This window comes from Streptomyces resistomycificus (assembly GCF_001514265.1).
Classification (GTDB): domain Bacteria; phylum Actinomycetota; class Actinomycetes; order Streptomycetales; family Streptomycetaceae; genus Streptomyces; species Streptomyces resistomycificus.
Genome location: NZ_KQ949002.1, coordinates 196,054 through 221,829 on the forward strand (window position 1 = coordinate 196,054; position 25,776 = coordinate 221,829).

At 70.3% G+C, this 25,776-nt stretch carries 21 protein-coding genes; 5 read left to right on the top strand and 16 right to left on the bottom strand.

Annotation, left to right across the window (positions count from 1 at the left end):
* Positions 1 to 84: 84 nt before the first annotated feature.
* The 8 genes from AQJ84_RS34860 to AQJ84_RS34895 form a co-directional block, all read right to left on the bottom strand.
* Positions 85 to 1,362 carry a thymidine phosphorylase gene (locus AQJ84_RS34860; RefSeq protein WP_030037832.1) on the bottom strand — a complete coding sequence of 426 codons (1,278 nt, stop codon included), beginning with the start codon at positions 1,360 to 1,362 and terminating at the stop codon, positions 85 to 87.
* Positions 1,363 to 1,457: 95 nt separating this feature from the next.
* On the bottom strand, positions 1,458 to 1,850 hold the full coding sequence (locus AQJ84_RS34865) for a cytidine deaminase (protein WP_053193026.1): 393 nt from the start codon (positions 1,848 to 1,850) through the stop codon (positions 1,458 to 1,460).
* Positions 1,847 to 3,112 carry an ABC transporter permease gene (locus AQJ84_RS34870; protein ID WP_053193024.1) on the bottom strand — a complete coding sequence of 422 codons (1,266 nt, stop codon included), beginning with the start codon at positions 3,110 to 3,112 and terminating at the stop codon, positions 1,847 to 1,849. Before AQJ84_RS34870 ends, AQJ84_RS34865 begins: the two co-directional genes overlap by 4 nt.
* Entirely contained in the window at positions 3,109 to 4,233 is a 1,125-nt protein-coding gene (locus AQJ84_RS34875; RefSeq protein ID WP_030037835.1) for an ABC transporter permease, read from the bottom strand. Before AQJ84_RS34875 ends, AQJ84_RS34870 begins: the two co-directional genes overlap by 4 nt.
* Positions 4,233 to 5,876 carry an ABC transporter ATP-binding protein gene (locus AQJ84_RS34880; RefSeq protein ID WP_053193023.1) on the bottom strand — a complete coding sequence of 548 codons (1,644 nt, stop codon included), beginning with the start codon at positions 5,874 to 5,876 and terminating at the stop codon, positions 4,233 to 4,235. The genes AQJ84_RS34875 and AQJ84_RS34880 overlap by 1 nt, the downstream gene beginning before the upstream one ends.
* 160 nt (positions 5,877 to 6,036) lie before the next feature.
* Positions 6,037 to 7,086, bottom strand: a complete 1,050-nt coding sequence (locus AQJ84_RS34885; RefSeq protein ID WP_030037838.1) for a BMP family lipoprotein — start codon at positions 7,084 to 7,086, stop codon at positions 6,037 to 6,039.
* A gap of 288 nt (positions 7,087 to 7,374) precedes the next feature.
* Complete coding sequence (locus AQJ84_RS34890; RefSeq protein ID WP_030037839.1) at positions 7,375 to 8,430, bottom strand: BMP family lipoprotein; 1,056 nt, start codon at positions 8,428 to 8,430, stop codon at positions 7,375 to 7,377.
* A 330-nt stretch (positions 8,431 to 8,760) separates the two neighbouring features.
* Entirely contained in the window at positions 8,761 to 9,981 is a 1,221-nt protein-coding gene (locus AQJ84_RS34895; protein WP_030037840.1) for a M20 family metallopeptidase, read from the bottom strand.
* 290 nt (positions 9,982 to 10,271) lie between these two features.
* Here AQJ84_RS34895 and AQJ84_RS34900 point away from each other — a divergent pair, with 290 nt between their 5' ends.
* On the top strand, positions 10,272 to 10,934 hold the full coding sequence (locus tag AQJ84_RS34900; RefSeq protein ID WP_053193022.1) for a class I SAM-dependent DNA methyltransferase: 663 nt from the start codon (positions 10,272 to 10,274) through the stop codon (positions 10,932 to 10,934).
* A gap of 6 nt (positions 10,935 to 10,940) precedes the next feature.
* On the opposite strand, the gene AQJ84_RS34905 is transcribed toward AQJ84_RS34900, so the two are convergent.
* From AQJ84_RS34905 to AQJ84_RS34920, 4 genes are read right to left on the bottom strand one after another with little or no spacing between them, the layout of a single operon-like run.
* Positions 10,941 to 12,023, bottom strand: a complete 1,083-nt coding sequence (locus tag AQJ84_RS34905) for a hypothetical protein (RefSeq protein WP_030037842.1) — start codon at positions 12,021 to 12,023, stop codon at positions 10,941 to 10,943.
* Positions 12,024 to 12,070: 47 nt separating this feature from the next.
* Positions 12,071 to 13,009, bottom strand: coding sequence for an N-acetylneuraminate synthase family protein (locus AQJ84_RS34910; RefSeq protein ID WP_030037843.1), 939 nt, complete (start codon positions 13,007 to 13,009; stop codon positions 12,071 to 12,073).
* A 14-nt stretch (positions 13,010 to 13,023) separates the two neighbouring features.
* The gene (locus tag AQJ84_RS34915; protein ID WP_030037844.1) at positions 13,024 to 14,289 is read right to left on the bottom strand and encodes an acylneuraminate cytidylyltransferase; all 1,266 of its coding nucleotides are present in this window, start codon (positions 14,287 to 14,289) and stop codon (positions 13,024 to 13,026) included.
* A 29-nt stretch (positions 14,290 to 14,318) separates the two neighbouring features.
* Positions 14,319 to 15,707, bottom strand: a complete 1,389-nt coding sequence (locus AQJ84_RS34920; protein WP_030037845.1) for a DUF6716 putative glycosyltransferase — start codon at positions 15,705 to 15,707, stop codon at positions 14,319 to 14,321.
* Positions 15,708 to 15,905: 198 nt separating this feature from the next.
* Here AQJ84_RS34920 and AQJ84_RS34925 point away from each other — a divergent pair, with 198 nt between their 5' ends.
* The 3 genes from AQJ84_RS34925 to AQJ84_RS34935 all read left to right on the top strand — a co-directional run bounded on the left by AQJ84_RS34925 (position 15,906) and on the right by AQJ84_RS34935 (position 19,330).
* The gene (locus AQJ84_RS34925) at positions 15,906 to 16,892 is read left to right on the top strand and encodes a glycosyltransferase family 2 protein (protein WP_030037846.1); all 987 of its coding nucleotides are present in this window, start codon (positions 15,906 to 15,908) and stop codon (positions 16,890 to 16,892) included.
* Positions 16,892 to 18,223 carry an alpha-2,8-polysialyltransferase family protein gene (locus AQJ84_RS34930; RefSeq protein ID WP_030037847.1) on the top strand — a complete coding sequence of 444 codons (1,332 nt, stop codon included), beginning with the start codon at positions 16,892 to 16,894 and terminating at the stop codon, positions 18,221 to 18,223. The genes AQJ84_RS34925 and AQJ84_RS34930 overlap by 1 nt, the downstream gene beginning before the upstream one ends.
* Positions 18,224 to 18,361: 138 nt before the next feature.
* Positions 18,362 to 19,330 carry a hypothetical protein gene (locus AQJ84_RS34935; protein WP_030037848.1) on the top strand — a complete coding sequence of 323 codons (969 nt, stop codon included), beginning with the start codon at positions 18,362 to 18,364 and terminating at the stop codon, positions 19,328 to 19,330.
* Positions 19,331 to 19,427: 97 nt separating this feature from the next.
* Here AQJ84_RS34935 and AQJ84_RS34940 read toward each other — a convergent pair whose 3' ends face one another.
* Both AQJ84_RS34940 and AQJ84_RS34945 read right to left on the bottom strand, forming a co-directional pair.
* Positions 19,428 to 21,764 (bottom strand): glycosyltransferase, encoded by a 2,337-nt coding sequence (locus AQJ84_RS34940; RefSeq protein ID WP_030037849.1) that lies wholly within the window; start codon positions 21,762 to 21,764, stop codon positions 19,428 to 19,430.
* Complete coding sequence (locus AQJ84_RS34945) at positions 21,761 to 23,230, bottom strand: glycosyltransferase family 29 protein (RefSeq protein ID WP_053193021.1); 1,470 nt, start codon at positions 23,228 to 23,230, stop codon at positions 21,761 to 21,763. Before AQJ84_RS34945 ends, AQJ84_RS34940 begins: the two co-directional genes overlap by 4 nt.
* 223 nt (positions 23,231 to 23,453) lie before the next feature.
* On the opposite strand from AQJ84_RS34945, the gene AQJ84_RS34950 reads away from it, so the two are divergent.
* Complete coding sequence (locus tag AQJ84_RS34950; protein WP_030037853.1) at positions 23,454 to 24,578, top strand: acyltransferase family protein; 1,125 nt, start codon at positions 23,454 to 23,456, stop codon at positions 24,576 to 24,578.
* Positions 24,579 to 24,608: 30 nt separating this feature from the next.
* Here AQJ84_RS34950 and leuE read toward each other — a convergent pair whose 3' ends face one another.
* Both leuE and AQJ84_RS34960 read right to left on the bottom strand, forming a co-directional pair.
* On the bottom strand, positions 24,609 to 25,256 hold the full coding sequence (gene leuE / locus AQJ84_RS34955; protein ID WP_030037854.1) for a leucine efflux protein LeuE: 648 nt from the start codon (positions 25,254 to 25,256) through the stop codon (positions 24,609 to 24,611).
* A 51-nt stretch (positions 25,257 to 25,307) separates the two neighbouring features.
* Positions 25,308 to 25,776: methylmalonyl-CoA mutase family protein (locus AQJ84_RS34960; RefSeq protein WP_225889229.1), on the bottom strand; the 469-nt coding region annotated here is incomplete at its 5' end.

Sequence of the window (25,776 nt, forward strand, 5' to 3'; positions counted from 1 at the left end):
CGGTGCGGACCCCGGTTCGGACACGCCGAACGGGACCGGTGCGGTCCGCCACCGGTCCCGTTCACGCGAGGGAGCAAGGCCAGGTCAGGCGATGCGCTCCAGCACCACCGGCGACGCCGTGAAGGCCGTTCCGGCCGCCGCGATGTCGTAGGAACCCTCCACCGCCTGGAGCGCGTACTCGAAGCGCTCGGGGGTGTCGGTGTGGAGGGTCAGCAGGGGCTGGCCCTCGGTGACCTCGTCGCCGGGCTTGGCGTGCATCTCGACGCCCGCGCCCGCCTGCACCGGGTCCTCCTTGCGGGCGCGGCCGGCGCCCAGGCGCCAGGCGGCGACGCCGATGCCGTAGGCGTCGAGGCGGGTGAGGACGCCCGAGGAGGGGGCCTTGATCACGTGCTGCTCGCGGGCCACCGGCAGCGTCGCGTCCGGGTCGCCGCCCTGGGCCGCGATCATGCGGCGCCAGACGTCCATGGCGGAGCCGTCGGCGAGCGCCTTCGCCGGGTCCGCGTCCTTCACGCCGGCCGCGTCGAGCATCTCGCGGGCCAGGGCGACGGTCAGTTCCACGACGTCCGCCGGGCCACCGCCCGCGAGGACCTCCACCGACTCGCGGACCTCCAGCGCGTTGCCCGCCGTCAGGCCGAGCGGGGTCGCCATGTCGGTGAGGAGGGCGACCGTCTTCACTCCGTGGTCCGTGCCCAGGCCCACCATCGTGGAGGCCAGCTCCCGCGCGTCCTCGATGGTCTTCATGAAGGCGCCGGTGCCGACCTTCACGTCCAGGACCAGCGAGCCGGTGCCCTCGGCGATCTTCTTCGACATGATGGACGAGGCGATCAGGGGGATCGCCTCCACCGTGCCCGTGACGTCGCGCAGGGCGTACAGCTTCTTGTCCGCCGGGGCCAGGCCGTCGCCCGCCGCGCAGATCACCGCGCCGGTGCCGTCCAGCACCGACAGCATCTCCTCGTTCGAGAGCAGGGCGCGCCAGCCGGGGATCGACTCCAGCTTGTCCAGGGTGCCGCCGGTGTGGCCGAGGCCGCGTCCCGACAGCTGCGGGACGGCGGCCCCGCAGGCGGCCACGAGGGGCGCCAGCGGAAGGGTGATCTTGTCACCCACGCCACCCGTGGAGTGCTTGTCGGCCGTCGGACGGGACAGGGACGAGAAGTCCATGCGCTCGCCGGAGGCGATCATCGCGGCCGTCCAGCGGGCGATCTCCCGGCGGTTCATGCCGTTGAGCAGGATCGCCATCGCGAGCGCGGACATCTGCTCGTCGGCGACCTCCCCGCGGGTGTACGCGTCGATGACCCAGTCGATCTGCTGGTCGCTGAGCTCACCGCGGTCCCGCTTGGTGCGGATCACGGAGATGACATCCATCGACAACAACGTCATGGCTTTCCTTCCGAACATCAGAAAACGGTGCGGCCCCTCCGAGTGACCGATGTGCGCAACTCGGAGGGGCCGCACGAGAGTTACTTGCTGAGATGGTCCGGCCCGAAGGCCTGCGGCAGCATCTCCGACAGCGGCAGGACGCCCGCCGGTGTCTCCAGGAGCAGGTCGGGGCCGCCGAACTCGTACAGCAGCTGCCGGCAGCGGCCGCACGGGACGAGGACCTCGCCCCGGCCGTCGACGCACGTGAAGTGCGTCAGCCGGCCGCCCCCGGTGTTCTGCAGCTCCGAGACCAGTCCGCACTCGGCGCACAGACCGAGGCCGTACGAGGCGTTCTCGACGTTGCAGCCGGAGACCGTGCGCCCGTCGTCGACCAGGGCCGCCACGCCGACCGGGTAGCCGGAGTACGGGGCGTACGCCCGTGACATGGCGTCCCGGGCCACCGAACGCAGCTTCTCCCAGTCGACGTCGGTCACTTGCCCTGTCCCTTCCGGTACGGCATGCCGTCCGCCTTCGGCATCCTGAGGCGCTGGGCCGACAGGGCGAGGACGACGAGCGTGATGACGTACGGCGTGGCGGAGACCACCTGGTTGGGGACCTCGTTGGTGCCGAGGTACCAGGCGAGCACCAGACCGCCGATGAGCAGGGTGATCGCGGACGAGGTGTACTTCTTCCGGAACGCCAGCCAGATGGACCCGATGATCAGCAGCAGCGCGCCGAGCAGCAGCAGCGCGTGGACGTTCTCGGAGCCGCCCCGCAGGTTGAGGCTGTCGGTGTAGCCGAACAGGCCCGCGCCGATGGCGAGTCCGCCCGGCATCCAGTTGCCGAAGATCATCGCGGCGAGACCGATGTAACCGCGGCCGCTGGTCTGGCCCTCCAGGTAGAAGGGGTTGGCGACGATGGCGAGGAAGGCGCCGCCGAGGCCGGCCAGACCGCCGGAGATGATCACGGCGAGGTACTTGTACTTGTAGACGTTGACGCCGAGGGACTCGGCGGCGACCGGGTTCTCACCGCAGGAGCGCAGCCGCAGACCGAAGGCGGTGCGCCACAGGATCCACCAGGTGCCCGGGATCAGCGCGATGGCGATCAGGGTCAGCCAGGAGACGTTGGTGATGAGACCGCCGAGCAGGCCGGCGACGTCGGAGACGAAGAACCAGCCCTTGGCGTTCAGGTCGGTCAGCGCGTCCGACAGTCCTGGCACCGTGAAGTGGCCCAGGGAGTCCACCGGAGGGGACTGCTTGGCGGAGCCGCCCTGGTGGCCCTCGAAGGCGAGGGGGGCGAGGTAGCGGGTGGCGCCGAGGGCGAGGATGTTGATGGCCACGCCGGAGACGATGTGGTTGACGTTGAAGGTGACGGTCACGAGGGCGTGCAGCAGGCCGCCGATCGCGCCGCCGATGATGCCGACCAGGACGCCCGTCCACGGGCCCCACTGGAAGCCGGCCCAGGCACCGAACCAGGTGCCGAGGATCATCATGCCCTCGAGGCCGATGTTGACGACGCCGGCCCGCTCGGCCCACAGACCGCCGAGACCGGCGAGGCCGATCGGCACGGCGAGCTGGAGTGCGGTGGACATCTGGCTGACGTTGGTGATGCCGTCGGCACCGGTGATGATGCGGACGATCGAGGTCAGCGCCAGGGCGCCGGCGATGACCAGCATCAGCACCGGCAGCGACATGCGGCGGCCGGTCGGCGCCGCGGGCTGCAGCGTGGGCTGGTTGAGGTCGGTCACGGTGGTCATCGGCCAGCCACCTCCTTCTTGTTGTCGTCGGTGGCGCCGAGGACGTTCCCGGCGGCCAGCTCGGCGCCGACCCGGCGCTGCTGGCGGCGCAGACCCCACTCGCGCACGGCCTCGTACGAGACGACGACCGAGAGCACGATCAGGCCCTGCATGATGACCGCGATCTCCTTGTCGTAGTCGTGGAAGTCCAGCTCGGGAGAGGCCTTGTCGAGCCAGGCCCACAGCAGGGCGGCGAAGGCGATGCCGACCGGGCTGTTGCGGCCGAGCAGGGCGATGCCGATGCCGAGGAAGCCGATGCCGGTGGGGAAGTTCAGGTTGTAGGTGTGGGCGTCGCCGAGCAGGATCGGCAGGCCCGCGAGACCGGCGAGTCCGCCGGAGATCAGCATCGCGGTCAGCACCATGCGCTTGGGGTCGACACCGCTGGCCGCCGCGGCCGACTCCGAGGCGCCGGAGGCGCGCAGGTCGAAGCCGAAGCGGGTGCGGTTGAGGACGATCCAGTAGCCGATGCCGAGCAGCACGGCGAGGACCACGAGGCCGTAGATCTCGCCGGCGTCGCCCAGGCTGAAGCCGGGCACCCAGCCGGACTCGTGCATCTCGCCGGTGGTGCTGTTGTTGCCGACCTTCACGCCGAAGACGCTGGGCAGCCACAGGTAGGCGATGACCGAGCTCGCGATGGCGTTGAGCATGATCGTGGCGACGACCTCGCTGACCCCGCGGGTGACCTTGAGGACACCGGCGATACCGGACCAGAACGCGCCGGTGAAGATCGCGGTGAGGAGCAGCAGCGGGATCTGCAGGACCGCCGGGAGGTTGGCGTGGGCGCCGACGACCGCGGCCATCATGGCGGCGAGCTGGTACTGACCGTCGACGCCGATGTTGAACAGGTTCATCCGGAAGCCGATGGCCACCGCGAGCGCCGCGATGTAGTACATCGAGGCCTGGTTGATGATCAGGACCTGGATGTCGGAGAACGTGGCCTGCTCGAACATGATCGAGAAGGGCTCTACCGGGTTCTTGCCCGAGGCGACCAGCACGATCGCGCTGAGCACGAAGGCCACGGCGAGCGCGATGACCGGTCCGGCCACCGCGAGGAGCACGCGCTCCCTGTCGAACTTCTTCATCAGCGGGCCTCGTCTTCCGGGGACTCGGGAGACTTGCGGATCTCGGGAGTCCCGGGCGTGTCTGCCGGGGTGTCGGGGGTCTCGTCGTGTGCGAGGTGACCGGTGGCGGCACCGGTCATGGCCGAACCGAGCTCCTCGGGGGTGATGGTGGCCGGGTCGGCGTCGGCGACCAGCTTGCCGTTGTAGATCACGCGGAGGGTGTCTGACAGGCCGATCAGCTCGTCGAGGTCGGCGGAGATCAGCAGCACGGCCAGGCCCTCGCGGCGGGCCTCGCGGATGTGGTCCCAGATCGCGGCCTGCGCGCCGACGTCCACACCGCGGGTGGGGTGCGCGGCGATCAGGAAGCGCGGCTTGTGGGTCATCTCGCGGCCGACGATCAGCTTCTGCTGGTTGCCGCCGGACAGGGAGGCGGCGGTGACGTCGATGCCGGGGGTGCGGACGTCGTACTCCTCGACGATCCGGCGGGTGTCCTCCTGCGCGGCCTTCGGGTCCAGCCAGAAGCCCTTGGCGTTGGGCTTCTCGGTGACGTGGCCGAGGATGCGGTTCTCCCAGAGGGGGGCCTCCAGGAGCAGGCCGTGGCGGTGGCGGTCCTCGGGGATGTAGCCGATGCCCTGCTCGCGGCGCTTGCGGGTGGGCCAGGCGGTGATCTCCTCGTCGATGAGGGTGATCGTGCCGGAGTCGGCGGCCTTGAGGCCGATGAGCGCGTCGACCAGCTCGGTCTGGCCGTTGCCCTCGACGCCGGCGATGCCGAGGACCTCGCCCGCGTGGATGGTGAAGCTGATGTCGTCGAGGAGGGCCTTGCCGCCCGGCATCTGCTGGCGCAGCTTGTCGACGGTGATGACCGGGCGGTCGGTCACCGTGGACTCGGCGGTCTCGGGGGTGGGCAGCTCGCTGCCGACCATCATCTCGGCGAGCTGGCGCGGGGTGGTCTCGGCGGGGACCGCGGTGCCGACGGTGGTACCGCGGCGGATGACGGTGATCTCGTCGGCGACGGAGAGGACCTCGCCCAGCTTGTGGGAGATGAAGATGACCGACAGGCCCTCGGACTTGAGCTCGCGGAGGTTGTCGAAGAGCGCGTCCACCTCCTGCGGGACCAGCACGGCCGTCGGCTCGTCCAGGATCAGGGTGCGGGCGCCGCGGTAGAGGACCTTGAGGATCTCCACGCGCTGGCGGGCGGCGACCCCGAGCTCCTCGACCAGGACGTCGGGGCGCACGCCGAGGCCGTAGCGCTCGGAGAGTTCCTTGATCTTGCGGCGGGCCTTGCCTCCGATGCCGTACAGCTTCTCGCTGCCCAGCACCACGTTCTCGAGCACGGTGAGGTTGTCGGCCAGCATGAAGTGCTGGTGGACCATGCCGATGCCGCGGACGATGGCGTCGGCCGGCGAGGAGAAGGCGACCTGTTCGCCGTCGATCGCGATGGTGCCCTCGTCCGGCTTCTGCATGCCGTAGAGGATCTTCATCAGCGTCGACTTGCCGGCACCGTTCTCTCCGACGAGGGCGTGGACGGTGCCCTTGCGGACGGTGAGGTGGATGTCGTGGTTGGCCACGACGCCCGGGAAACGCTTGGTGATCCCGGCGAGTTCGACGGCGGTCGTCTGTCCGTTGACCGCCGCTCCGGCCGGAGGGCTGCTGGACGCGTTGATGGCGCACTCTCCTGGGGACGGGGGCCGTCTACGCGCGTAGCGCCCCTACGGCATCGAAAGGGGCCCGACGCCCGCGACAACGGGGTACGAGGAGCAGCCTCCCCGTACCCCGTTGAGCGGACGTAACCCCGCGGTTACGTGCTGCTCAGGGTGTTGCTGTTCAGCTGCTCTTGACCTTGATCTCGCCGCTGATGATCTTCTCCTTGGCCGTCTTCACGGCGTCCTGGAGCTCGGTGTTGTCCGCGAACTTCGGGTTCGAGTTCGAGAGGCCGACCTCGCCGGTCTTCAGATCGCCCCTGACGATACCGGTCTCGGGCTTGCCGTCCTCGACCGACTTCGCCAGGTTGTACACCGCCTTGGCGACGTCCTTCATCGCCGAGGTGAGGATGGAGTCCTTGTACTTCGCGAGGGCTCCCTGCTTGTACTGGTCGGAGTCGACGCCGATCGCCCAGACCTTGTTGGCGGCGGCGGCCTCGATCACGCCCTGGCCGGACAGACCGGCGGCCGCGTAGACGACGTCGGCCTTCTTCTCGATCTGGCCCTCGGCGGCCGTCTTGCCCTTGTCGGGGCTGGAGAAGCCGCCCTCCTCCGCGGTCTGCGTCAGGTACTGCGAGAGGACCTTGACCTTGGCGTCGGTGTCCTTGACGCCCTGCTCGAAGCCCGCCTGGAACTTGTGGATCAGCGGGATGTCCACGCCGCCCACGAAGCCCACGACGTTGGTCTTGGTGCTCTTGGCCGCCGCGACGCCGGCGAGGTACGAGGCCTCCTCCTCGGAGAAGACCAGGTCCGCCACATTGTCCGCCTCGACCGTCGAGTCGTCCACGATGCCGAAGGTGGTGTCCGGGAACTTGGCGGCGACCTCCTTGACGGCCGGCGCGTACGCGTAGCCGACGCCGATCACGGGGTTGTAGCCCTGCTTGGCCAGCGAGGACAGACGCTGGGCCTTGTCGGCGTCGGTCTCGCCCTCGGTGGGCTCGACGTCGTCCGTCTCGTAGCCGAACTCCTTCTTCGCCTCCTCCAGGCCCGCGAACGCCGCGTCGTTGAAGGACTGGTCGCCCTTGCCGCCGACGTCGTACGCGATGGCGAGACCCTTGTCACCCTTCGAGTCCGTCGAACCGGCGGAGGTGGAGGTGCCGCCGCAGGCGGAGAGGGCGAGGGCCAGGGAGGCGGTCGCTGCGCCTGCGACCGTGATCCGGGAAATCCGGCGCATGTGTGGTGCTCCTGTCGTACGAGCGCCTGGACGTTTTTCGGCTTCGGCGCTGGCTTCGCCGCAGATTAACGCGCGTAGACCTGGCTGAAAACCCCTTCTGTCCACCTTGTTATGCGCCCGTGCCCAACGTGACTCCCGCCCGCCCTCACAGACTTGTCGACCGCAAAGGGAGCGTGGCCGTGGTGACCTGCGCCGACCACGACGAAGCGGGCGGGCACCCTGGGGATGCCCGCCCGCTTCCTACCGTTTTGACGGTTTTCGCCCGTTCGGGCGTAAGATCCGTCGGTCTTACTCGGTCTTGACCTTGATGGTGCCGTCGATGATCTCTTCCTTCGCCTTGGCCACGGCGTCGGTGAGGCCGGCGACCTTCGCGAACTCCGGGTTGCTCTCGGACAGGCCGACGCCGTTCACCTTCAGGTCGAAGACCTGGGTGCCGGTCAGCGGCTTGCCGTCCTCGACCGACTTCGCCAGGGAGTACACCGCCCCGCCGACGTCCTTGAGCGCGGAGGTCAGGATGTAGCTCTTGTACGAGGCGAGGGCCGCCTGCTTGTACTGGTCGGAGTCGACGCCGATCGCCCAGACCTTCGCCTTGGCGGCTGCCTCGATCACGCCCTGACCGGACAGGCCGGCGGCCGCGTAGAGGACGTCGGCGTTCTTCTCGATCTGGCCCTCGGCGGCGGCCTTGCCCTTGTCGGGGCTGGAGAAGCCGCCCTCCTCCGCGGTCTGCGTCAGGTACTGCGAGATGACCTTGACCTTGGAGTTGGTGTCCGTGACGCCCTGCTCGAAGCCCGCCTCGAACTTGTGGATCAACGGGATGTCGACACCGCCCACGAAGCCGACGGTGTTGGTCTTCGTGGCCTTGGCGGCGGCGACACCGGCGAGGTAGGAGGCCTCCTGCTCGGCGAAGACGAGGGACGCCACGTTGTCGCCCTTGACCTCCGAGTCGACGATGCCGAAGGTGGTCTTCGGGTACTTCGCGGCCACGGCCTCCATCGCGGGACCGTAGACGAAGCCGACGCCGATGACCGGGTTGTAGCCCTGCTTGGCCAGCGAGGACAGGCGCTGCTCCTTGTCGGCGTCGGTCTCGCCCTCGTTGGGCTCGACGTCGGCCGTCTTGTAGCCGAACTCCTTCTGGGCCTTCTGCAGGCCCGCGTAGGCGGCGTCGTTGAAGGACTGGTCGCCCTTGCCGCCGATGTCGTACGCGATGGCGAGACCGAGGGAGCCCTTGGACTCGGTGCTGTCGCCGCTGCCGCTGTCGGTGCTGGTTCCGCCGCAGGCGGTTGCGGCGAGTGCGAGCGACGCGACCCCCACCGCGACGCGGGTCAGTTTGGAAATCTGACGCATCTGAAGTTCCCCATTCTCCAAAGCCCCGCAGTGGGTGCTGAGTTCGGCGCAGAGTAACGCGCGTAGACACTCCTGGGAACGGGGTTCAGTAGGGACGTTATCCATTCGTGCCGATGGCTGGTTACGTCCTTGTGAACCACCGGATCGAAAGGTGTGGTTGGGACACCGCACCCCACAGGCCCCGTGACTGTTCGTATGTCCGGGGTGCCTCCAGCGTGATGGCGCACCTGTCGAGCGCCACGCGCCCAGCGTCCCCCCGCCCCGTCCCGGCCGCAACCGGAACGGGTCTCAACGGGGTCTCACTCCGGTATCGGCCGCGCCCCAGGCCGGCTACCGGTCGGCGTCCATCAGCGCGGCGGCGGTGAACAGTTCCACGCCCACCGTGATCGCCGACTCGTCGGCGTCGAAGTCACCCTGGTGGAGGTCGCGCACGGTGCGCTCGCCGGGGGGCCGGACACCGAGGCGGGCCATGGCGCCCGGGACGTGCTGGAGGTACCAGGAGAAGTCCTCGCCGCCCAGGCTCTGCTCGGTGCTCTCGACCGAGTCGACGCCCCGGCGGGCGATCATCGCGTCCCGGACCAGCTCGGTCACATCGGGGTCGTTGACGACCGGCGGGACACCGCGGACGTAGTTGATCTCCGACTTGGCGCGGTGCAGGTTGGCGACCTCGTCGATCGCGGCGACCACGATGTCCGGCGCCTCCCGCCACGCGTCGATGTCCAGGCACCGTACCGTCCCGGAGAGCTCGGCCTGCTGCGGGATGACGTTCGGGGCGTGGCCCGACTCGATGCGGCCCCAGGTCACGGCGAGCCCGGCGCGGGTGTCGACGCGGCGGGCGACGAGCGCGGGCACGTCGGTGACGACACGGGCGGCGGCCGTCACGAGGTCGGTCGTCAGGTGGGGGCGGGCGGTGTGGCCGCCGGGGCCGGCGAGGGAGATCTCCAACCGGTCGCAGGCGGAGGTGATGGCGCCCTGCCGCAGCCCGATCCGGCCGGCGTCGACCCTCGGGTCGCAGTGCACGGCGAGCATCCGCCCGACGCCTTCGAGCACCCCGCAGTCGATGGCGTCGGCGGCGCCACCGGGCAGTACCTCCTCGGCGGGCTGGAAGATCAGCCGTACCGGCCTGGGCAGCAGGCCCTGCCGGTGCAGGTCGGCGAGGACGAGTCCGGCACCGAGCACCACGGTGGTGTGCACGTCGTGACCGCAGGCGTGCGCGCGGTCCGGCACGGTCGAGCGGTACGAGCACTCGGTCTTGGTGTCCGGGATGGGCAGACCGTCGATGTCGGCGCGCAGGGCGAGCATCGGCCGGCCCCCGTCCCAGTCACCGATGTCACAGACGAGCCCGGTGCCCACGGCGAGCACGCGCGGCTTCAGACCGGCCCTCTCGAGCCGCTCCTTGATCGCTGCGGTGGTGCGGAACTCCTGGTTGCCGAGCTCGGGGTGCATGTGCATGTCGCGGCGGAAGGCGACGAGTTCGGCACGGAGCGCCTCGGGCAGCACACCGGGAAGCACCGCTTCCCCGGCTGAATCGGCCTCGGACTCTAGGGACATCAATTGCTTCACCCTCTGAAGGGTAGGACGCCCGGACGGTCGACTGACCCTCGATCAACAAAACTTCAACCCGATTAGGGGAAGAAAATCTGACCGCCGGACGCATATGTACCGTTCGGGATGGGTACACTCGCCGCTTTTTCGGCTCAGCGGAAACCGCATGGCTGCCGAGTGGCACCATCCTCTTCTCCACGGATACCACGCCTGGCCCGGAAGAGGCCGATCTGTTCACCTGTCGGACTGGTGAAGCGTGGGACGCACGGGACGCGTGGTCAGTAGGGTGCGGCAGCGTGAGCGCCGAGAGCCCGGACTTCCTGCTGACCACCCGGACGTCGTACGACAAGATCGCCGACGCCTTCAGCGAGCGCTTCCCCGGTGACGGGCTGACCGGCAGGCCGGTGGACCGTGCCCAGGTCACAGCCTTCGCGGAGCTGGTGCGCGCCCATGGTCCGGCGCCCGTCGCGGACCTCGGCAGCGGCACGGGACACGTCACCGCCCGGCTGCACGCCATGGGCCTGCCGGTGTTCGGCGTCGACCTCTCGCCCCGGATGGTGGAGCTGGCCCGCCGGGCCCACCCCGGGCTGCGGTTCCATGTGGGCTCTCTCACGTCCCTGGACCTGCCGGACGGGACGCTGGGCGGGATCCTCGCCCTGTACTCGATCATCCATGTGCCCGACGAGCACCTGCCGACGGCGTTCGCCGAGTTCCACCGTGTCCTGGTGCCGGGCGGTCACGTGCTGCTCGTGTTCCAGTCCGGGGACGAGGAGGAGCGGACGCACCTGACGGAGCGGTTCGGACACGCGGTGTCGCTCGACTACTACCGGCGTACGCCCCGGACCGTGGCCGAGCTCCTCACCAAGGCCGGCTTCCGGCTCACGTTCCGGATGCTGCGCGAGCCGTACGAGGAGGAGCAGCGGCCGCGGGCGTTCCTGCTGGCGCGGAAGCCGGAGTGACGGCACTCACACCGCGGTGACCGCCGACAGCCGGTGCACGTCCCGGGCCGAGCCGGTCACCCCCGACAGGAAGCCCTGGGCACGAGGTGAGGCGGTCCGGGTGAGCCATTCGGGGTCGATGTCGCAGACCGCGACCCGTACCTCCGTGCCGGACAGGGCGAGCGGCAGGGTGTGGACGACGGTCGAGGGGAAGCTGAGGATCGTCCGGCCGACCGGGCCGCGGCGGGCGATCAGCTCCAGGGGCAGGTCGGGGCGGACGATCTCCAGGCCGGTCTCCACGGCCAGTCGGTGGAGTTTGTCGGTGCTCTCACGGCGGTGGGCGAAGTAGCGGGTCGCCCCGTGGGCCTTGGCCAGCGAGCGGACGGCCTCCAGGTAGCGGTCGCCGTCGACGACTCCCGTCTCCACCAGTGAGGTGCCGACCATGTCGGCGCCCTTGGTGATGCGGGGCGGGCCGAAGCGGCCGCGGGTCCAGGCGAAGGAGTTGGCGGTGACCGTGACGTCGGTGGGGGGCTGGGCCATCGGCATGGAGGAGAAGATCTCCACCCGGTGGTGGCCGCTCGGTGTCAGCCGCCTGCGGGCCACCGCCGACACCGGGGCGAAGACCAGGTCCCGGGGGCCGGGGCGGCCGCCCTTGCGGTGCCAGCGGACCAGTCGTTCCCCGCCGGCCAGCTGGGCGACGAACTCCATCGTCGCGGTGCCGTCGTCGACGACGACGAGAGCACGGGCGCGGGTGATGGTCAGAAGCAGCTGTACGTAGCGGGAGAAGGGGTCGCCCAGGACGATGCGGTCCGCCTTGCGGAGCATCCCCGCCAGGCCGCCGATGGTCTGGAACGGTGCCAGCGGCCCGCCCCGCGCCTCCTCCCAGCGGACCTCGTGGCCCTCCTCGCGGGCGAGCTCGGCCATCCGGCGCAGCTGACCGCGGGTCATCGGGTCGGTCGGGGACAGGACGACGAGGGTGAGCCCCGCGCCGGGCTCGTGCTCGGGGGCCCGCGCGTGCGCGTGCGCCCACTCCAGCACGTTCAGCAGCTGTACCGGACTCTCCACGAAGGCGAGAGTGCGGGGGCCGGCGGACCCGGCGCGGCGGCTCATCTACGTACGACCGTCCCGTCGTAGGCGTTTCTCTGGGGTGGAGGGGGTCAGACCGCGACCGGCTCGCCCGCGGCCGCGGCGATCTCCGCCTCGGCGACGACACCGCTGACGCGGCGCAGCTTCTTCATCGGGCCGAGCTCGGACTCGTAGACCTTCTTGACGCCGTCGCCGAGGGAGGCCTCGATGGTGCGGATGTCGCGGACCAGGCGGGTGAGGCCCTGGGGCTCGACGGAGGCGGCCTGGTCGGAGCCCCACATGGCGCGGTCGAGGGTGATGTGACGCTCGACGAAGGTGGCGCCGAGGGCGACCGCCGCGAGGGTGGTCTGCAGGCCGGTCTCGTGGCCGGAGTAGCCGATCGGGACGTTCGGGTACTCGTCCTGGAGGGTGTTGATGACGCGGAGGTTGAGCTCCTCGGCCTTGGCCGGGTAGGTCGAGGTGGCGTGGCAGAGCAGGATGTTGTCGCTGCCCAGGACCTCGACGGCGTGGCGGATCTGCCGCGGGGTGGACATGCCGCTGGAGAGGATGACGGTGCGGCCGGTGGCGCGCAGCTCGCGCAGCAGCTCGTCGTCGGTCAGGGAGGCGGAGGCCACCTTGTGGGCGGGGACGTCGAACTTCTCCAGGAAGGCGACGGCCTCGTTGTCCCACGGGGAGGCGAACCAGTCGATGTTCTTGCTCTTGCAGTACTCGTCGATCTGGCGGTACTCGTCCTCGCCGAACTCCACGCGGTGGCGGTAGTCGATGTACGTCATCCGGCCCCAGGGGGTGTCGCGCTCGATGTCCCACTGGTCGCGCGGGGTGCAGATCTCCGGGGTGCGCTTCTGGAACTTGACGGCGTCACAGCCGGCTTCGGCGGCCACGTCGATCAGCTTGAAGGCGTTCTCCAGCTCACCGTTGTGGTTGATGCCGATCTCGCCGCAGATGTAGACGGGCTGACCCGGACCGGCGGTACGCGAACCGAACTGACGCAGACGGGAGTCGGTGCTCATGGCAGGAACTGTCCTTACTTGTCGAGGGAGTCGAGAGAGGGGCCGAGGATCCAGCTGGCGATCTCTCGGATCGCGCCGTCGCCACCGGGGACGGTGGTGACCGCGCGTGCGGCGCCGCGTACGACGTCGTGGGCGCTCGCGACCGCCACGGGCCAGCCCACGAAGGCGAAGCACGGGAGGTCGTTAACGTCGTTGCCGACGTAGAGCACGCGCTCGGGCGCGATGCCCTGCTCCTCGCACCACTGCTTGAGTGCGAGGTCCTTGCGGTCGATGCCGTGCAGGACCGGGATCCTCAGCTTCCGGGCCCGGGCGGCGACGACCGGGTTCTGCTCCGTGGAGAGGATCAGCATGTCCAGCCCGCTGTCGCGCAGGGCGGCGATGCCGAGGCCGTCTCCGCGGTGCACGGAGACGAACTCCTTTCCATCGGCGTCGATCAGCACCCGGTCGTCGGTCTGGGTGCCGTCGAAGTCCAGTACGACCGCGTCGATGTCGTCGGCGGCCGGAAGGGCGCCGGGCCGGTCGGCGTCGAACAGCGGCGCCAGTGCCCGGGCCCGGGCGAGGTCGTGCGGGTCGTCGATCTCCAGGACGCGGGCCGGGTCGGTGCGCACGAGTTCGGTACGGCCGAAGAAGCGGTGCTGGTGCTCGCGGAAGCCCGCCGCCTCCATCGCGTAGGCGGCGCCGGTCTCCAGGAGGTCCTGGGGCCGGTCCTGCCGGCGGGGGCGGAAGGACTTGTCGTGGTTGACCCCGTAGCCGCCGCCGACGGCCGCGGCGGTCTGGGTGACGCCGCCCGGGGTGACCTCGTCGTCCGCGTCCCGCCAGACGAATCCGTGGAAGGGCGCCACGGTCACCGCGGTGTCGGCGCCGTTCTCGACGACCGCCCCGGCCACCGCGTCGACGTCCTCGCGGAGGATGAAGGGGCTGGTGCACTGCACGAGCAGGACCACGTCGACGGCCGCGCCGTGCAGGGCCTCGTGTGCCTCCATGGCGTGCAGGACGGCGGCCTCGGAGGTGGCGGTGTCGCCGGCGATGGCGGCCGGCCGCAGCACGACCTCGGCGCCGGCCTCGCGGGCCGCGGCGGCGATGGCCTGGTCGTCGGTGGAGACCACGACGTCCGTCACCAGCCGGGTGGCGCGGCACTCACGCACCGCCCGGGTCACCAGCGGGACACCGCCGACGGGGGCGAGGTTCTTCGCGGGCACGCCCTTGGAGCCGCCGCGCGCGGGGATCACCGCGAGCACCCGGCGCACCGAAGCGCCTTGGCCCGCTTGCGGGTTGGACATGGGTTCAGCTCCTTGTGGGATCGGGCGGCTCACAGCTCACCCATCCGTCGGATCACGGGCGCCACGCGCTGCACGCCGTGCCGGTAGGCGCCGCGCGCCGCGCGGCGCACGATCTGCCGGACCGGGCCCGGCTCTTTGTCGGCGGCGGGGGCGCCGGGCAGCACGCTGCCGTCCGGGCCGAGGTGGTGGCGGGCGAGGATGCCGGGCAGGTAGCCGGGCGCGGTCGCCGGTGTGTAGTACGGGGTCAGCGGCGGCAGGCCGCCGGGCCGGTCGAGCAGCTTGGCGATGCGTTCGCGGGCCGCGTCGAACGCGTGGGCGTACGAGGCCGGGCCCTGGGCGGTCCCTCCGGCCGCGACGCCCTGCCGGGCCACCCACTCCTCGTCGGGCGTCGGCCGGTGGCCGGCGTCGAGCTGGTCCCAGGAGGCGAGGCACCCGGAGCCGACGAAGTGGTGGTTGCCGAGCACCTCACGGATGCCCAGGTCGGTCAGGATCACGGTCGGGATGCGCCGGTGCAGGGCCTCCAGGGCGGCGGTCGAGCTGACCGTGACGAGGAGGTCGGTGCGGTCGAGGACCTCGCCCATGTGGCCGTACACCATGCGGAAGTTGGCCGGCGGGGCGAGCCGCTGCACCAGCTTCTGGTACGGCAACTCCTCGATGTGCGTGGTGTGTTCGCCGGGTCTGGAGCGCAGTTTGAGCAGCACCTCGCGCTCGGGGTGCAGCTTCGCGTGCCGGACCAGGCGCTCCAGCAGGTAGGTGCGGTCCCTGCGGTTGTCCGGTACGGACGGCTGGACCGCGAAGGCCACCGTGTAGGGCCCGTGCCCTTGCTTCGCGGACGGGTCGTGCTCCCCGGCGTAGGGGGCACCGCCGAGGAACGGGAGCGCCACCTCGGTCACCGACGAGGCGTCGGCGCCCACCCCCTCGTACACGGCGCGGAAACGCTCCGCGTCCTGACGGGAGTTGGCGAGGACGAGGTCGGCGCCGTGCCGCAGCAGCAGGCCGTCGGCGAGCTTCTCGTAGACGACACCGACGTAGCCGGTGACGACGACGGGGCGCTTGTCGCGGCCCTCCCAGACGCGCTTGAGTCCGTGCAGCATGGCCTGGACGCCACCGCCGACGAGGGCGATGACGACGACGTCGTACTCCTCCTCGGCCATGGCGCGCAGGAACTCGGCGGCGGTGACCTCGCGCAGCGAGTCGGCACGCACGCCCACCTCCTCCAGCTGGCGGGGCGTGGGCGTGGCCCGGCCCCGCAGCAGGAACCCGCTCAGGGCGGGGCCGCCTCGCGCGTCGTCGCGCGGTGCGGTTTCCATGGACGGGCCCGGTGCTATCCGGTCCGCGGTCAGCGCACCCCATTTCCAGCGGGTGTCCGAGTCCGCGAGGACGGCGATTCGCGGGGTCCTTCTCGTACTTGGTGGCACGACGACGACGCTAGGAAGCAATTCCTAGGTATGGCCCAACCGGGAATCAACGAAAAGTTAACAACAGCCCACCGAGAGCCGAACTGGCCCGCGGGAAGGCGGAAAGTACACGGGATGCACCGTACCGACACACGGAGTTCACCCCTTGTCTGTTCACCGGACGGTTGCCCTGCCGGAGTGGCTCCTAGGGTTTTGCAGGTGCCAAAGCTTTCCGTGATCGTGCCGTTCTACAACGTGCAGCAATTCGCCCCTGACACCCTCAGAAGCCTTCGAATGAACGCCCGGCCCGACTTCGAGTTCGTGCTGGTCGACGATAAATCGACGGACGAAACCCCGGCCATTCTCGAGCGTGCCGCAGAGCAGCTTTCGGATGTCGCCCAGGTGCGCTATGTCCGCCACGAGGTGAACGGCGGGCTCGCCACCGCGCGCAACACCGGTCTGGACGCCGCGCGAGGCGAGTACCTGACGTTCCTGGACGGCGACGACTGGCTGGCCCGCGGCTATCTGGCCGAACTGGTCGGCGCCATCGACGCGTTGGGCTGCGACTTCGTCCGCACCGACCATGTGCAGGCCACCGCCCGCGCCCGGACCGTGCACAGAGTCCCGGTCGGCCGCCGCGAGGAGGTGCTGAACCCGCGCGAGGCGATCCTGCCCGCGGACCGGACGACCTCGGTGGACTACGCCTACGCCTGGGCCGGCGCCTACCATCGCCGCCTCCTCGACCGGGGTCTGCTGCACTTCACCGACGGGCTGCGGACGGCCGAGGACCGGCCGTGGATCTGGAAGCTGCACCGCGAGGCCGAGTCGTTCGCCGTGGTGAGCCTGCTGGGCGTGTTCTACCGGCGCGGGGTCGCCTCCTCGCTGACCCAGATCGGCGACGCCCGTCAGCTCGACTTCATCCGCGCCTTCGACCAGGTGATCGAGGAGACGGCCGCGGACCCGGACGCCGACCGGCTGCTGCCCAAGGCGGTCCGCACCTACTGCGCGATCATCGCCCACCACCTCTCGGACGAGTCCAAGTGGGAGCCGGACGTGGCCAAGGAGCTGCGGGTGCGCAGCGCGGCGGCGATCCGGCGCATGCCGCAGGGCGCGCTGGGAGACGTGCTCGACACCATGGACCTGCGCCGCTCCGCCAAGCTGCGGCGGCTGCGGCGTCGGATCACCACCGCGAAGGCGGCCGCCTGATGTCCCGAACCACGCAGATCTTCTGTGCCTCGACCCTGTACGGCGCCGCCACCCTGGCCGCCGCGATCGACTCGGACCAGTTCACCGAGCCGGACCGTCGAATCCTGCTGGTCTTCAACAACTCGACCACCCCGGAGACCACCCCGGCGCTCGACGAGATGCCGGGCTTCGAGCCTTTGCGCAGCCACTTCGACGAGGTGCTGTCCTGGAACGAGGCCATCCGCCCCTTCCACCCCGGCTCCTGGACCCCGCGGCCCGACGACGTGCCGCTCCTGGAGCGCTATCTGCGCCTGCTGTGGGGTCTCGGTGAGGACCGCGTCGAACTGGTCCTGGAGTCCATCCAGGTCACGCCCGCCCTCACGGTGGCCCAGCTGTTCACCGGCGCGCCCGTCGACGTCTACGCCGACGGTCTGATGAGCTACGGCCCCACCCGCAACAAGCTCGACCCGCTGGTCGGCACGCGGGTGCGCCGGCTCTTGCACCTGGACCTGGTGCCGGGGCTCACGCCGATGCTGCTGACCGAGTTCGACGTGCCGGCGCAGGTGGTGCCGACGTCCGCCTTCCTGAAGGTGATGAACGAACTCTCCCTCGCCGTACCGGAGTTGCCGACCCTGCCCGACGACGCGGCGCTGCTGCTCGGCCAGTACCTGTCGGCGCTGAACATCCTCTCCGCGAAGGAGGAGGAGGACCTGCACGTGCGGATGATGCGGGGCGCAGTCGCCCGCGGGCACCGCACGGTCGTCTTCAAGCCGCACCCCACCGCGCCGGCCCGCTACAGCCGCGCCCTGGAGACGGAGGCCGGGAAGCTGGGGGTCGACCTCACGGTCCTCGACACCCCCGTGCTCGCCGAGGTGCTGTTCGAGAAGGCGCGGCCCGGACTGGTCGTCGGCTGCTTCTCGACCGCGCTGTTCACGGCGGCCGAGTTCTACGACCTCCCCGTCGCCCGTGTCGGCACCGAACCGCTGCTGGAGCGGCTGACGCCCTACCAGAACAGCAACCGGGTCCCGGCGGTGCTCGCGGACGCGGTGCTCGCCGACCTGGACTCCCGCGAGGGTGAGGACCCGCTTCCCGCCGGGGACCTCGACGGCCTCGTCACGGCGGTCGGCTTCACCATGCAGCCGCAGATCCACCCCGGCCTGCGTCCGGCGGCGGAGCGCTACCTCTCGCAGCGCTTCGGGCCGCGTACCCGGCGCTACTTCAAGCGCAAGCGGCTCACCGCGCTGGGCCTGCCCGGCGGCGTCCCGGAGCGGCTGGCGTTCCTGCCGCGCAACGCGGCGGCCCGCCGGATCGTGCGCCGGGCGAGGGCGCTGAGGAAGGCCGTGAAGCGCTGAGCCAATCAGGGGTTAACTCGGAGCCACAGCCAAGGAAACAGCGGTTCACCATCGAGCTACTCCGTTGATTCCACGGTGGAGCGGCGCTCGTGTCCCTAGGATCACGGGCACCGCCTATCCGAACCCCGTGAGGCCCTCATGACCAAGCTCGGCCGGCTCTACTCGATGTTCGACAGCGTCCGACTGCCCGACGACCTGCCCTACACCCAGGTCAGCTCCTGGGAGCTGCGGTTCCTGTACCTCGTGGGGCGCCACACCCTGTCGGGTGAGGGCCGCGTCGTCGAGTTGGGCTCGGGCGGGGGCGGATCGACGTACGCCCTGGCGCTGGGGCTGAAGGAGAGCCCGGTCTTCGACGAGAGGACCGGGCGGCTGCACGCGTACGACTTCTTCCGCGTCGGCAAGGGCACCTTCGCCACCGAGAAGTTCTTCACGTCCGGCCACAGGCCCGCTCACGACAACTCCTTCCTGGACGACTTCCGGGGCCGGCTCGAGCCGTTCCTGCCGTTCCTGGAGATCCACGCGGGTGACCTCTGGCAGACCTCCGACCCGGACGACACCACCCCCGTCGAGTTCCTGCACGTCGACATCGCCAAGACGGCCCGGGTCTTCCGCTGTGTCTGCGAACGCTTCCTGACCCGGCTCGGGCCCGGCTCGGTCGTCCTGCACCAGGACTTCGCGGGGCCGCGGCTGCCGTGGCTGCACTGGAGCACCGGCGCCCTGCTGCCGTACATCGAGATCGCGGGCCCGCCGATCCGCTCCACGCTGGCCTTCGAGGTGACCCGGCCGATCCCCGAGGACGTCCTGAAGTCCGTCTCCGAGGACGTCTACACGCTCGACGAGAAGCTCGCCCTGATCTCCGCCGTCCAGGACCGCGTGGACCGCGACCACACCGGCGGCATCCCGTTCAAGTCGGTCCTGGAACTGTCCAAGGCGTACGTCGCCCACTACGCCGGCGAGCACCGGCGGGCCTGGTCCCTCGCCAAACCGCTCACCTCGGACGAGTACCTCGCCCGCACCCGCGCCGACCACTTCGAGCAGCTCAGAAAGGCCTACGAGGCCCAGCCCGGCACGGCGTCCCGGCTGAAGCGGCTGGTACGCGGGAGGTGAGTGGGGCGGCCGCCCGCTGACCGGGCGGGGACAGTCGGCCGCCCCGGTTCGGACCTGCCTCCGGGGAGGCGGTGTCGGCCGGGGCGGGCGTCGTGCGTCAGCGGCCCAGGATGGTCCGCAGGTCGGCCGCGTTCGCCTCGGTGACCTTCCACAGTTCCTGTTGCCGGCCGTGCACGTCGGCGACGGTCGCCGCGTGGTCGGCGAGCAGGTCCTTCGAACGCTCCACCAGCCGGGCCGCGAGGTGGCGGTCGTGCACGGAGACACCCCACTCGGGGCGCTCGATGTCCCGCAGGAAGTACGCCATCTTCGGGTGCGAGATCAGGCTGATGACGGGCGTCCCGACGCCGAACGGGATCATGCCGGCGTGGCCGCGCATGCCGATCACCAGCTTGGTGCGGGCGTAGAGGTCACGGATCTCGTCGTTGTCGAAGTCGTACATCGGGATGACGGGCATCGAGATGCCGTGCTCGCGGCGCAGGTCGAAGGCGATCTTCTCGTCGTCGAGCGAGTGCGCCACGCACTTCACCTCGGCGAGCTCGCCCAGGTCCCGTACCGCCTGGGCCATCTGGGCCAGGAAGTAGCCGTAGTCGTGGCCGAAGCGCAGGCCGGCACGGTCGTAGGCGGCGTTGACGAGGATGGTGTCGTCGCGGGTGAGCGGGTCCTGCCAGCCGTCGACGAGCCGGCGCATCACCGTGGTGGGACACGGCTGGAAGCGCACCTTGTCGTGAAGGTGGGCCGGGAGCATGGCCCGTACCTTCTCGATCGAGCCGTGGTTGCGCAGCCCGAAGAACGACGACTTCTCGACGAGCAGGCGCAGCGACTCCCGGAACCGGCCCGCGCGGTAGGACTGGCCGTCGAAGGCGTTGAAGCCCACGGCGTAGACCGCGATCGGCACGTCGACGCGGTCGAGGAGGGCGTCGGGGACGTTCCACTGCCAGGCGCTGTTGCCGTTGGGCATGGTGTCCGGGATGAACAGGCCGCCGCCGCCGATGACCAGACCGCGCCGGGAGTTGACGCGTTCCAGGGCCGCCTCGTCGAACAGCCGGTGGGCGTGCACGGAGTGCCAGCGACGGGAGCCGGTCTCCGGGCCGAAGGCGAGGCGCACGGACTCCGGGAGCAGCTTGTCGCCCGCGTTGCCCTGCCGGTCCATGTAGAAGGCGACGTGCGCGAGTTGTTCCTCGGCGGCGCCCTGTTCCTGGGCGGGCAGTCCGGAGGCGCGCTGGGCCCACAGCCGGCTGGAGCGGTGGGTGATGTCGACGGTGAGGCCCGCGGTGGCGTACCTGAGGGCCTCGGTGTTGTCGCCGTGCACCCAGGCCATCTGGGCGAGCCGGGCGTAGGCGGTGGCGGCGCGGTTCGGGGCGGCGGTGGCCAGCAGCAGCTGGGCCTTGGCCTCGTCGTAGCGCGAGACGCTCATCAGGGCGTGCCCGAGCACCTCGTGCGGCCAGGCCGCGTCGAGGGGGATGCGGACGCTGCTGAGGATGTCGACGGCGTCCTGGTAGTCGCCGGTCGAGATGTGCGCGGCGGCGACCTTGCGGGCGACCTCGACGTCCCCGGTGCGGGCGACGTGCGGGGTGCCGTAGTGGACGAGCAGGTCGTGGTGGAGGCCGCCCGGCTTCGACAGGTACGCGGCGTGGAAGTCGGCGTCGGACAGCTCGAACTCGCGCCAGCGGTCCTCGGCCTGGCCGTAGCCGGCCTCACCGCCCTGCCACGGCTTGTGGCGGCCGGTGAAGTGCAGGATCGCGGTGTCCTCGGGGACCGGCAGGTCGCCGGACAGGCGCCGCTTGACGAAGTTGTAGCGCGGGTCGAGGCGCACGAAGTCGCCGTCGAGGACGGCGTTGAGGATGCCCTGGTCGTGCTTGTCGAGCTCGTAGTCGCCGGTGCGGCCACAGCGGTCCAGCCTGGCGCAGAACTCGTCGCTCAGGTACTCGCGCTGGATGACCAGCAGCCCGGAGTTGAGCTTGTGCTGCCCGTAGAAGAACTGCGGGACGGCGGCCAGCCCCTCGCGCAGTCTGAGCAGTTCGCCCAGGTCGCCGAGGACGACCATGTCGGTGTCCAGGGTGATGACGGTGTCGTACTCGCGCAGCCGGAAGACGTCGAGGATGAAGTACGCCTTGCGCACCAGGTAGTTGTCCTGGTCGCCCTTCTTGTACGAGTCGTAGTGGCTGTCGTTCACCCGGCGCAGCACGATCCGCGGGTGCAGGTCGCGGATCTTCGCGACGGAGCCGGGGCGCAGGTCGTCGTAGAGGACGACGAAGTCCTCGCACACGCCCGGGTTGGACAGGGCGAGGCTGCGCAGCAGGACGAGGAAGCCGGGGAGGTAGTTCTCGTCGACGTAGCTCGCGAAGGCGATACGGCGCTTGCCGGTGAGGGCGTGCGCGTCGGTCGCCGGGGCGGCCAGGGGGCCCGCGGCCGAGGTCAGGGAGGTCGTGGTCATCGCAGGGAGATCCTCATGTCGGTCACGCTCTGGGCCCGCTGCATGACCCATGCCTTCTCGCTGGTGTATTCGTGCACGGACGTGATGGCGAGCTTCATCGCTTCCTGGACGCGGTAGGCGCCGCTCTCGTAGAAGTCGAAGCCGATCAGGTCGAGGGTCGGGCTGACGTCGAGGAAGTCCAGCAGGAACAGCATGTTGAAGCCGGTGGTCGGGATGCCCGACCAGACGTCGGTGCCGAGCTTGCCGATGTTGCGCACGGGCCAGCGCAGCGACTCGTCGCCGAGGTGGGTCTGGGCGCCGGGGACCAGACGGTTGCGCAGCGAGTACTTCCAGTCGCCGGAGATGCCGCCGAAGACGAGCCGGGTGGTGACCCGCTGGTCCCAGTTGAAGCCGTGCTTGTGGATGGTGGCGTGGATGTCGGTGCGGCTGCCGGTGTGCTTCGGGTCGATCCGGTACGAGTTGAAGCGCACCACCAGGTCGTACGCGTCGATCTCGGCGCCCATCGAACTGGCGCCGACCCGGCCGGAGTTGGCTATCAGGCAGACGGACTTGCCGGCGATCTGGTTGCGGAACTCGCCGAGGCTGATCCACTGCACGCCGCCGACGGTGGGGTCGTCGACCGGGCCGCGCATCCGGGTGCGGCGCTGTTCGGCGTAGAGGGCTGTCGCCTCGGTGAGCGCGGGCAGGTCCCCGCTCCCGGTGGGCTCGGCGGTGCGCAGTTCGAGGTACTGACTGAGGAGTTCCTGCCGGTCGGTGACCGGGGCGTCCTCGGCGGCCAGGATGAGGAGCGCTCCCACGAGCCGGGGCTCGGCGGCCTGCCAGTCGCCTACGGCGTGCGCGGCCAGGCCCTCCGCCCACACGTCGGTCGCGGAGCCACGGGCGAACTGCTCGGCGCGCGGGCACTGCCGTGCGAGCAGGGCCAGCAGTTCGCGCTCGGTGTCCCGGGCCGCGCGGATGCCGGCGATCCGGGCACGGACGCCGAAGCCGTCGTCGTCGGTGAGGGCGAGGTAGCGCTCGTAGGCCTCCACCGCCTCCTTCTCCTCGCCGAGGGCCTCCAGGAGGCGGGCCCGCAGCCGCCAGCCGGCGCGGGAGTTCTTGCGCTGGGCGAGGACGGTGTCGCTGATGACCAGCGCGAGGTTCAACTCGTCGTCGTAGCCGCACTCCAGCGCCTTGTTGGCGACGGCGAGCAGGGCGTCGAGGAGTTCGTTGCCCAGGCCCGCGGAGGGAGTCGCGGCACCCTTGACGGCCCGCTTCAGCAGGGCGGTGGCGCCCGACGGAGCGGACGCCGGGGCCTCGGTGGTGGTCGTGCCCCACACGACGAGCAACTTGCGCAGCTGCTCGGCGAGTTCGACACGGCGGCGGTCGACGCTGCCGACGAGTTTGCCGCTGTGCACCGCGCAGGCGCGCAGGCAGTCGTCCAGCTCCCCTCCGCGCACACGTGCCCGTCTGTTCTGGACCCTCGTCATGGCACTCCTGATTTTGCCGAAGCTATGCGCTATTTGCTCTTTATTAGCACGTGGGGGGAGGTCCAGAGAAAGTTAGGAAACGAAGGCGAAGTCCAGGTGAATTCGCAGAGACCACCTGGATAACCGTCACCCCGTCAGAGCGGACATCCCTGTGATGCGGACTAATGTGCTGTGAGCATCCCCAGCAACCCGCGTCACGATCGAGGGGAATTCCGTGACCAGCATGACCGTCCGGCCGGTGCCCGACGCGCCCTCGGCGGAGCCTCTGAGGCCGGAACGGACGGGCCGCCCGCGGGAATCCCGGCTGCGCGCACTCGACGGACTGCGGCTGGTCGCCGCGTTGATGGTGGCGCTCTATCACTACGGCGGCCGGGGCGGCGAGGTCACCACGGCCTGGGGCAGTTCGCCGGAGAAACAGTTCCCGACGCTGCACGAGTATTTCGCCTACGGCTGCCTCGGTGTTCAGGTCTTTTTCGTGATCAGCGGGTTCGTGATCTGCATGAGCGGCTGGGGCCGGCCCCTGAAGTCGTTCTTCGCCTCCCGCGCCTCACGGCTGCTGCCCGCCTACTGGGCGGCGGTCCTCCTCGTGTCGGCGGTGTTCGCGCTGCCGATGGTGGCCTACGAGGCACTGTCGCCCAGCGACACCCTGGTCAACCTGACGATGCTCCAGCAACCGCTGGGCGTCGACCGGGTGCTGGGCGTGTGCTGGACGCTGTGGGCCGAGGTCCGCTTCTACGCGCTGTTCGCGCTGTGCGTGGTGCTGCCCGGAGCCTCGCGCCGCCGGGTGATCCTGTTCTGCGCGGGCTGGACGCTGGCGGCGGCGATCACCCAGGCCGCCCACCAGCCGCTGCTCGACATCGTGTTCATGCCCGAGTACGCGCCCTTCTTCGTCGGCGGCGTCGGCCTCTACCTCGTGCACCGCGACCGGCGGGACGTCTACGGCTGGGGCATCGTGGCCGTGAGCTTCCTGGTCGGGCAGCACTACGCGGTGCGCAGTCTGTGGAACGCCGCCGACCCGGACGCCTTCGCCCATCGCACCTCGCTCGGCATCGTCCTCGTCGTCGCCTTCGGTTTCGTGGCGGTGGCGGCGATCGCGCTGGGCTGGTTCAACTGGGCAAACTGGCGCTGGCTGACGGTGGCGGGGGCGCTGACGTACCCGTTCTACCTCGTCCACGAGCATCTCGGCTGGGTGGTGATCCACGCCCTGCACATCGGCCTCGGCCTCCCCTCGGTGGCGACCTTCGCGCTGACGATCACGTCGATGCTGATGCTGGCCTGGCTGCTGAACCGGTACGTGGAGAAACCCCTGACGCCGAGGCTGCGGGCGGCGCTGGCGAAGGTGCGCTGAGGTCACGGGGCGCGGGCAGGCGCCCGAGCGTCACGCGCCGGCCAGCGACAGCTTCACCGCGAACCCCAGGAACAGCGCGCCCGCCGCCGAGGTCGCCCCCGCCGAGAGCCGCCTGCGACGCCGGAAGGCCGCCGCCAGCTTCGTCCCGCTGAAGATCAGCGCGCTGAGGTACAGGAAGCTGGCCAGCTGGGCGAAGGCACCGAGGACCACGAAGGACAGCGCGGGGTAGGCGTACCCCGGGTCGACGAACTGCACGAAGAAGGCGACGAAGAACAGGATCGCCTTCGGGTTGAAGAGGCTGATGACGAGCGCCCGCCGGTAGGGGCGCTCCTCCGCCACCGGCACCAGCGTGTCCTCGGCGGCCCGCTCCCCTCGCGCGCGCCACATCCCCCGGGCCGCCCGCAGCATCCCGACGGCCAGCCACGTCAGATACCCGGCACCGGCGTACTTCACGATCCCGAACAGCACCGCGTTCGCCTGCAGCAGCGAGGCGACGCCCGCGGCCGACAGCGTCATCAGCACGGCGTCCCCGCACCAGACCCCGGCCGCCGCGGTGTACCCGGCCCGCACCCCGCGCCGGGCGGCGACGGAGAGGACGTACAGGGAGTTGGGGCCGGGCAGCAGGACGATCAGGACGAGTCCTGCCAGGTAGGTGGGAAGGTCGATGACGCCGAACATGAGAGGGAGTGTCGCACGAAGGTACGACACTCCCTCTCGGTCGGTATCGGTTCAGAACGCGTCGGACGGGACGTAGGTCCCCCAGACCTCGCGCAGCGCGTTGCAGACCTCGCCGACGGTGGCGCGGGCCCGTAGTGCGTCCTTCATCGGGTAGAGGACGTTGTCCTCGCCCTGGGCGGCCTTCTTCAGGGCGTTGAGCGCCGTGTCCACCGCGGCCTGGTCGCGCTCCGCGCGGAGCCTGGCGAGGCGTTCGGCCTGCTGGGCCTCGATGGCGGGGTCGACGCGCAGGGGCTCGTACGGTTCCTCCTCGTCGAGCTGGTAGCGGTTGACGCCGACCACGACCCGCTCGCCGGAGTCGGTCTCCTGGGCGACCCGGTAGGCGCTGCGCTCGATCTCGCCTTTCTGGAAGCCGTGCTCGATCGCCGCGACCGCGCCGCCCATGTCCTCGACCCTCGCCATCAGCGCGACGGCCGCCGCCTCCACGTCGTCGGTCATCTTCTCGATGACGTAGGAGCCGGCG

Coding starts and splice junctions, on each gene's coding strand:
- AQJ84_RS34860 (WP_030037832.1), bottom strand. CDS start 1,362: ATGGATGTCATCTCCGTGATCCGCACCAAGCGGGACCGCGGTGAGCTC.
- AQJ84_RS34870 (WP_053193024.1), bottom strand. CDS start 3,112: ATGACCACCGTGACCGACCTCAACCAGCCCACGCTGCAGCCCGCGGCG.
- AQJ84_RS34875 (WP_030037835.1), bottom strand. CDS start 4,233: ATGAAGAAGTTCGACAGGGAGCGCGTGCTCCTCGCGGTGGCCGGACCG.
- AQJ84_RS34885 (WP_030037838.1), bottom strand. CDS start 7,086: ATGCGCCGGATTTCCCGGATCACGGTCGCAGGCGCAGCGACCGCCTCC.
- AQJ84_RS34890 (WP_030037839.1), bottom strand. CDS start 8,430: ATGCGTCAGATTTCCAAACTGACCCGCGTCGCGGTGGGGGTCGCGTCG.
- AQJ84_RS34895 (WP_030037840.1), bottom strand. CDS start 9,981: ATGTCCCTAGAGTCCGAGGCCGATTCAGCCGGGGAAGCGGTGCTTCCC.
- AQJ84_RS34905 (WP_030037842.1), bottom strand. CDS start 12,023: ATGAGCCGCCGCGCCGGGTCCGCCGGCCCCCGCACTCTCGCCTTCGTG.
- AQJ84_RS34910 (WP_030037843.1), bottom strand. CDS start 13,009: ATGAGCACCGACTCCCGTCTGCGTCAGTTCGGTTCGCGTACCGCCGGT.
- AQJ84_RS34915 (WP_030037844.1), bottom strand. CDS start 14,289: ATGTCCAACCCGCAAGCGGGCCAAGGCGCTTCGGTGCGCCGGGTGCTC.
- AQJ84_RS34930 (WP_030037847.1), top strand. CDS start 16,892: ATGTCCCGAACCACGCAGATCTTCTGTGCCTCGACCCTGTACGGCGCC.
- AQJ84_RS34935 (WP_030037848.1), top strand. CDS start 18,362: ATGACCAAGCTCGGCCGGCTCTACTCGATGTTCGACAGCGTCCGACTG.
- AQJ84_RS34940 (WP_030037849.1), bottom strand. CDS start 21,764: ATGACCACGACCTCCCTGACCTCGGCCGCGGGCCCCCTGGCCGCCCCG.
- AQJ84_RS34945 (WP_053193021.1), bottom strand. CDS start 23,230: ATGACGAGGGTCCAGAACAGACGGGCACGTGTGCGCGGAGGGGAGCTG.
- AQJ84_RS34950 (WP_030037853.1), top strand. CDS start 23,454: ATGACCGTCCGGCCGGTGCCCGACGCGCCCTCGGCGGAGCCTCTGAGG.
- leuE (WP_030037854.1), bottom strand. CDS start 25,256: ATGTTCGGCGTCATCGACCTTCCCACCTACCTGGCAGGACTCGTCCTG.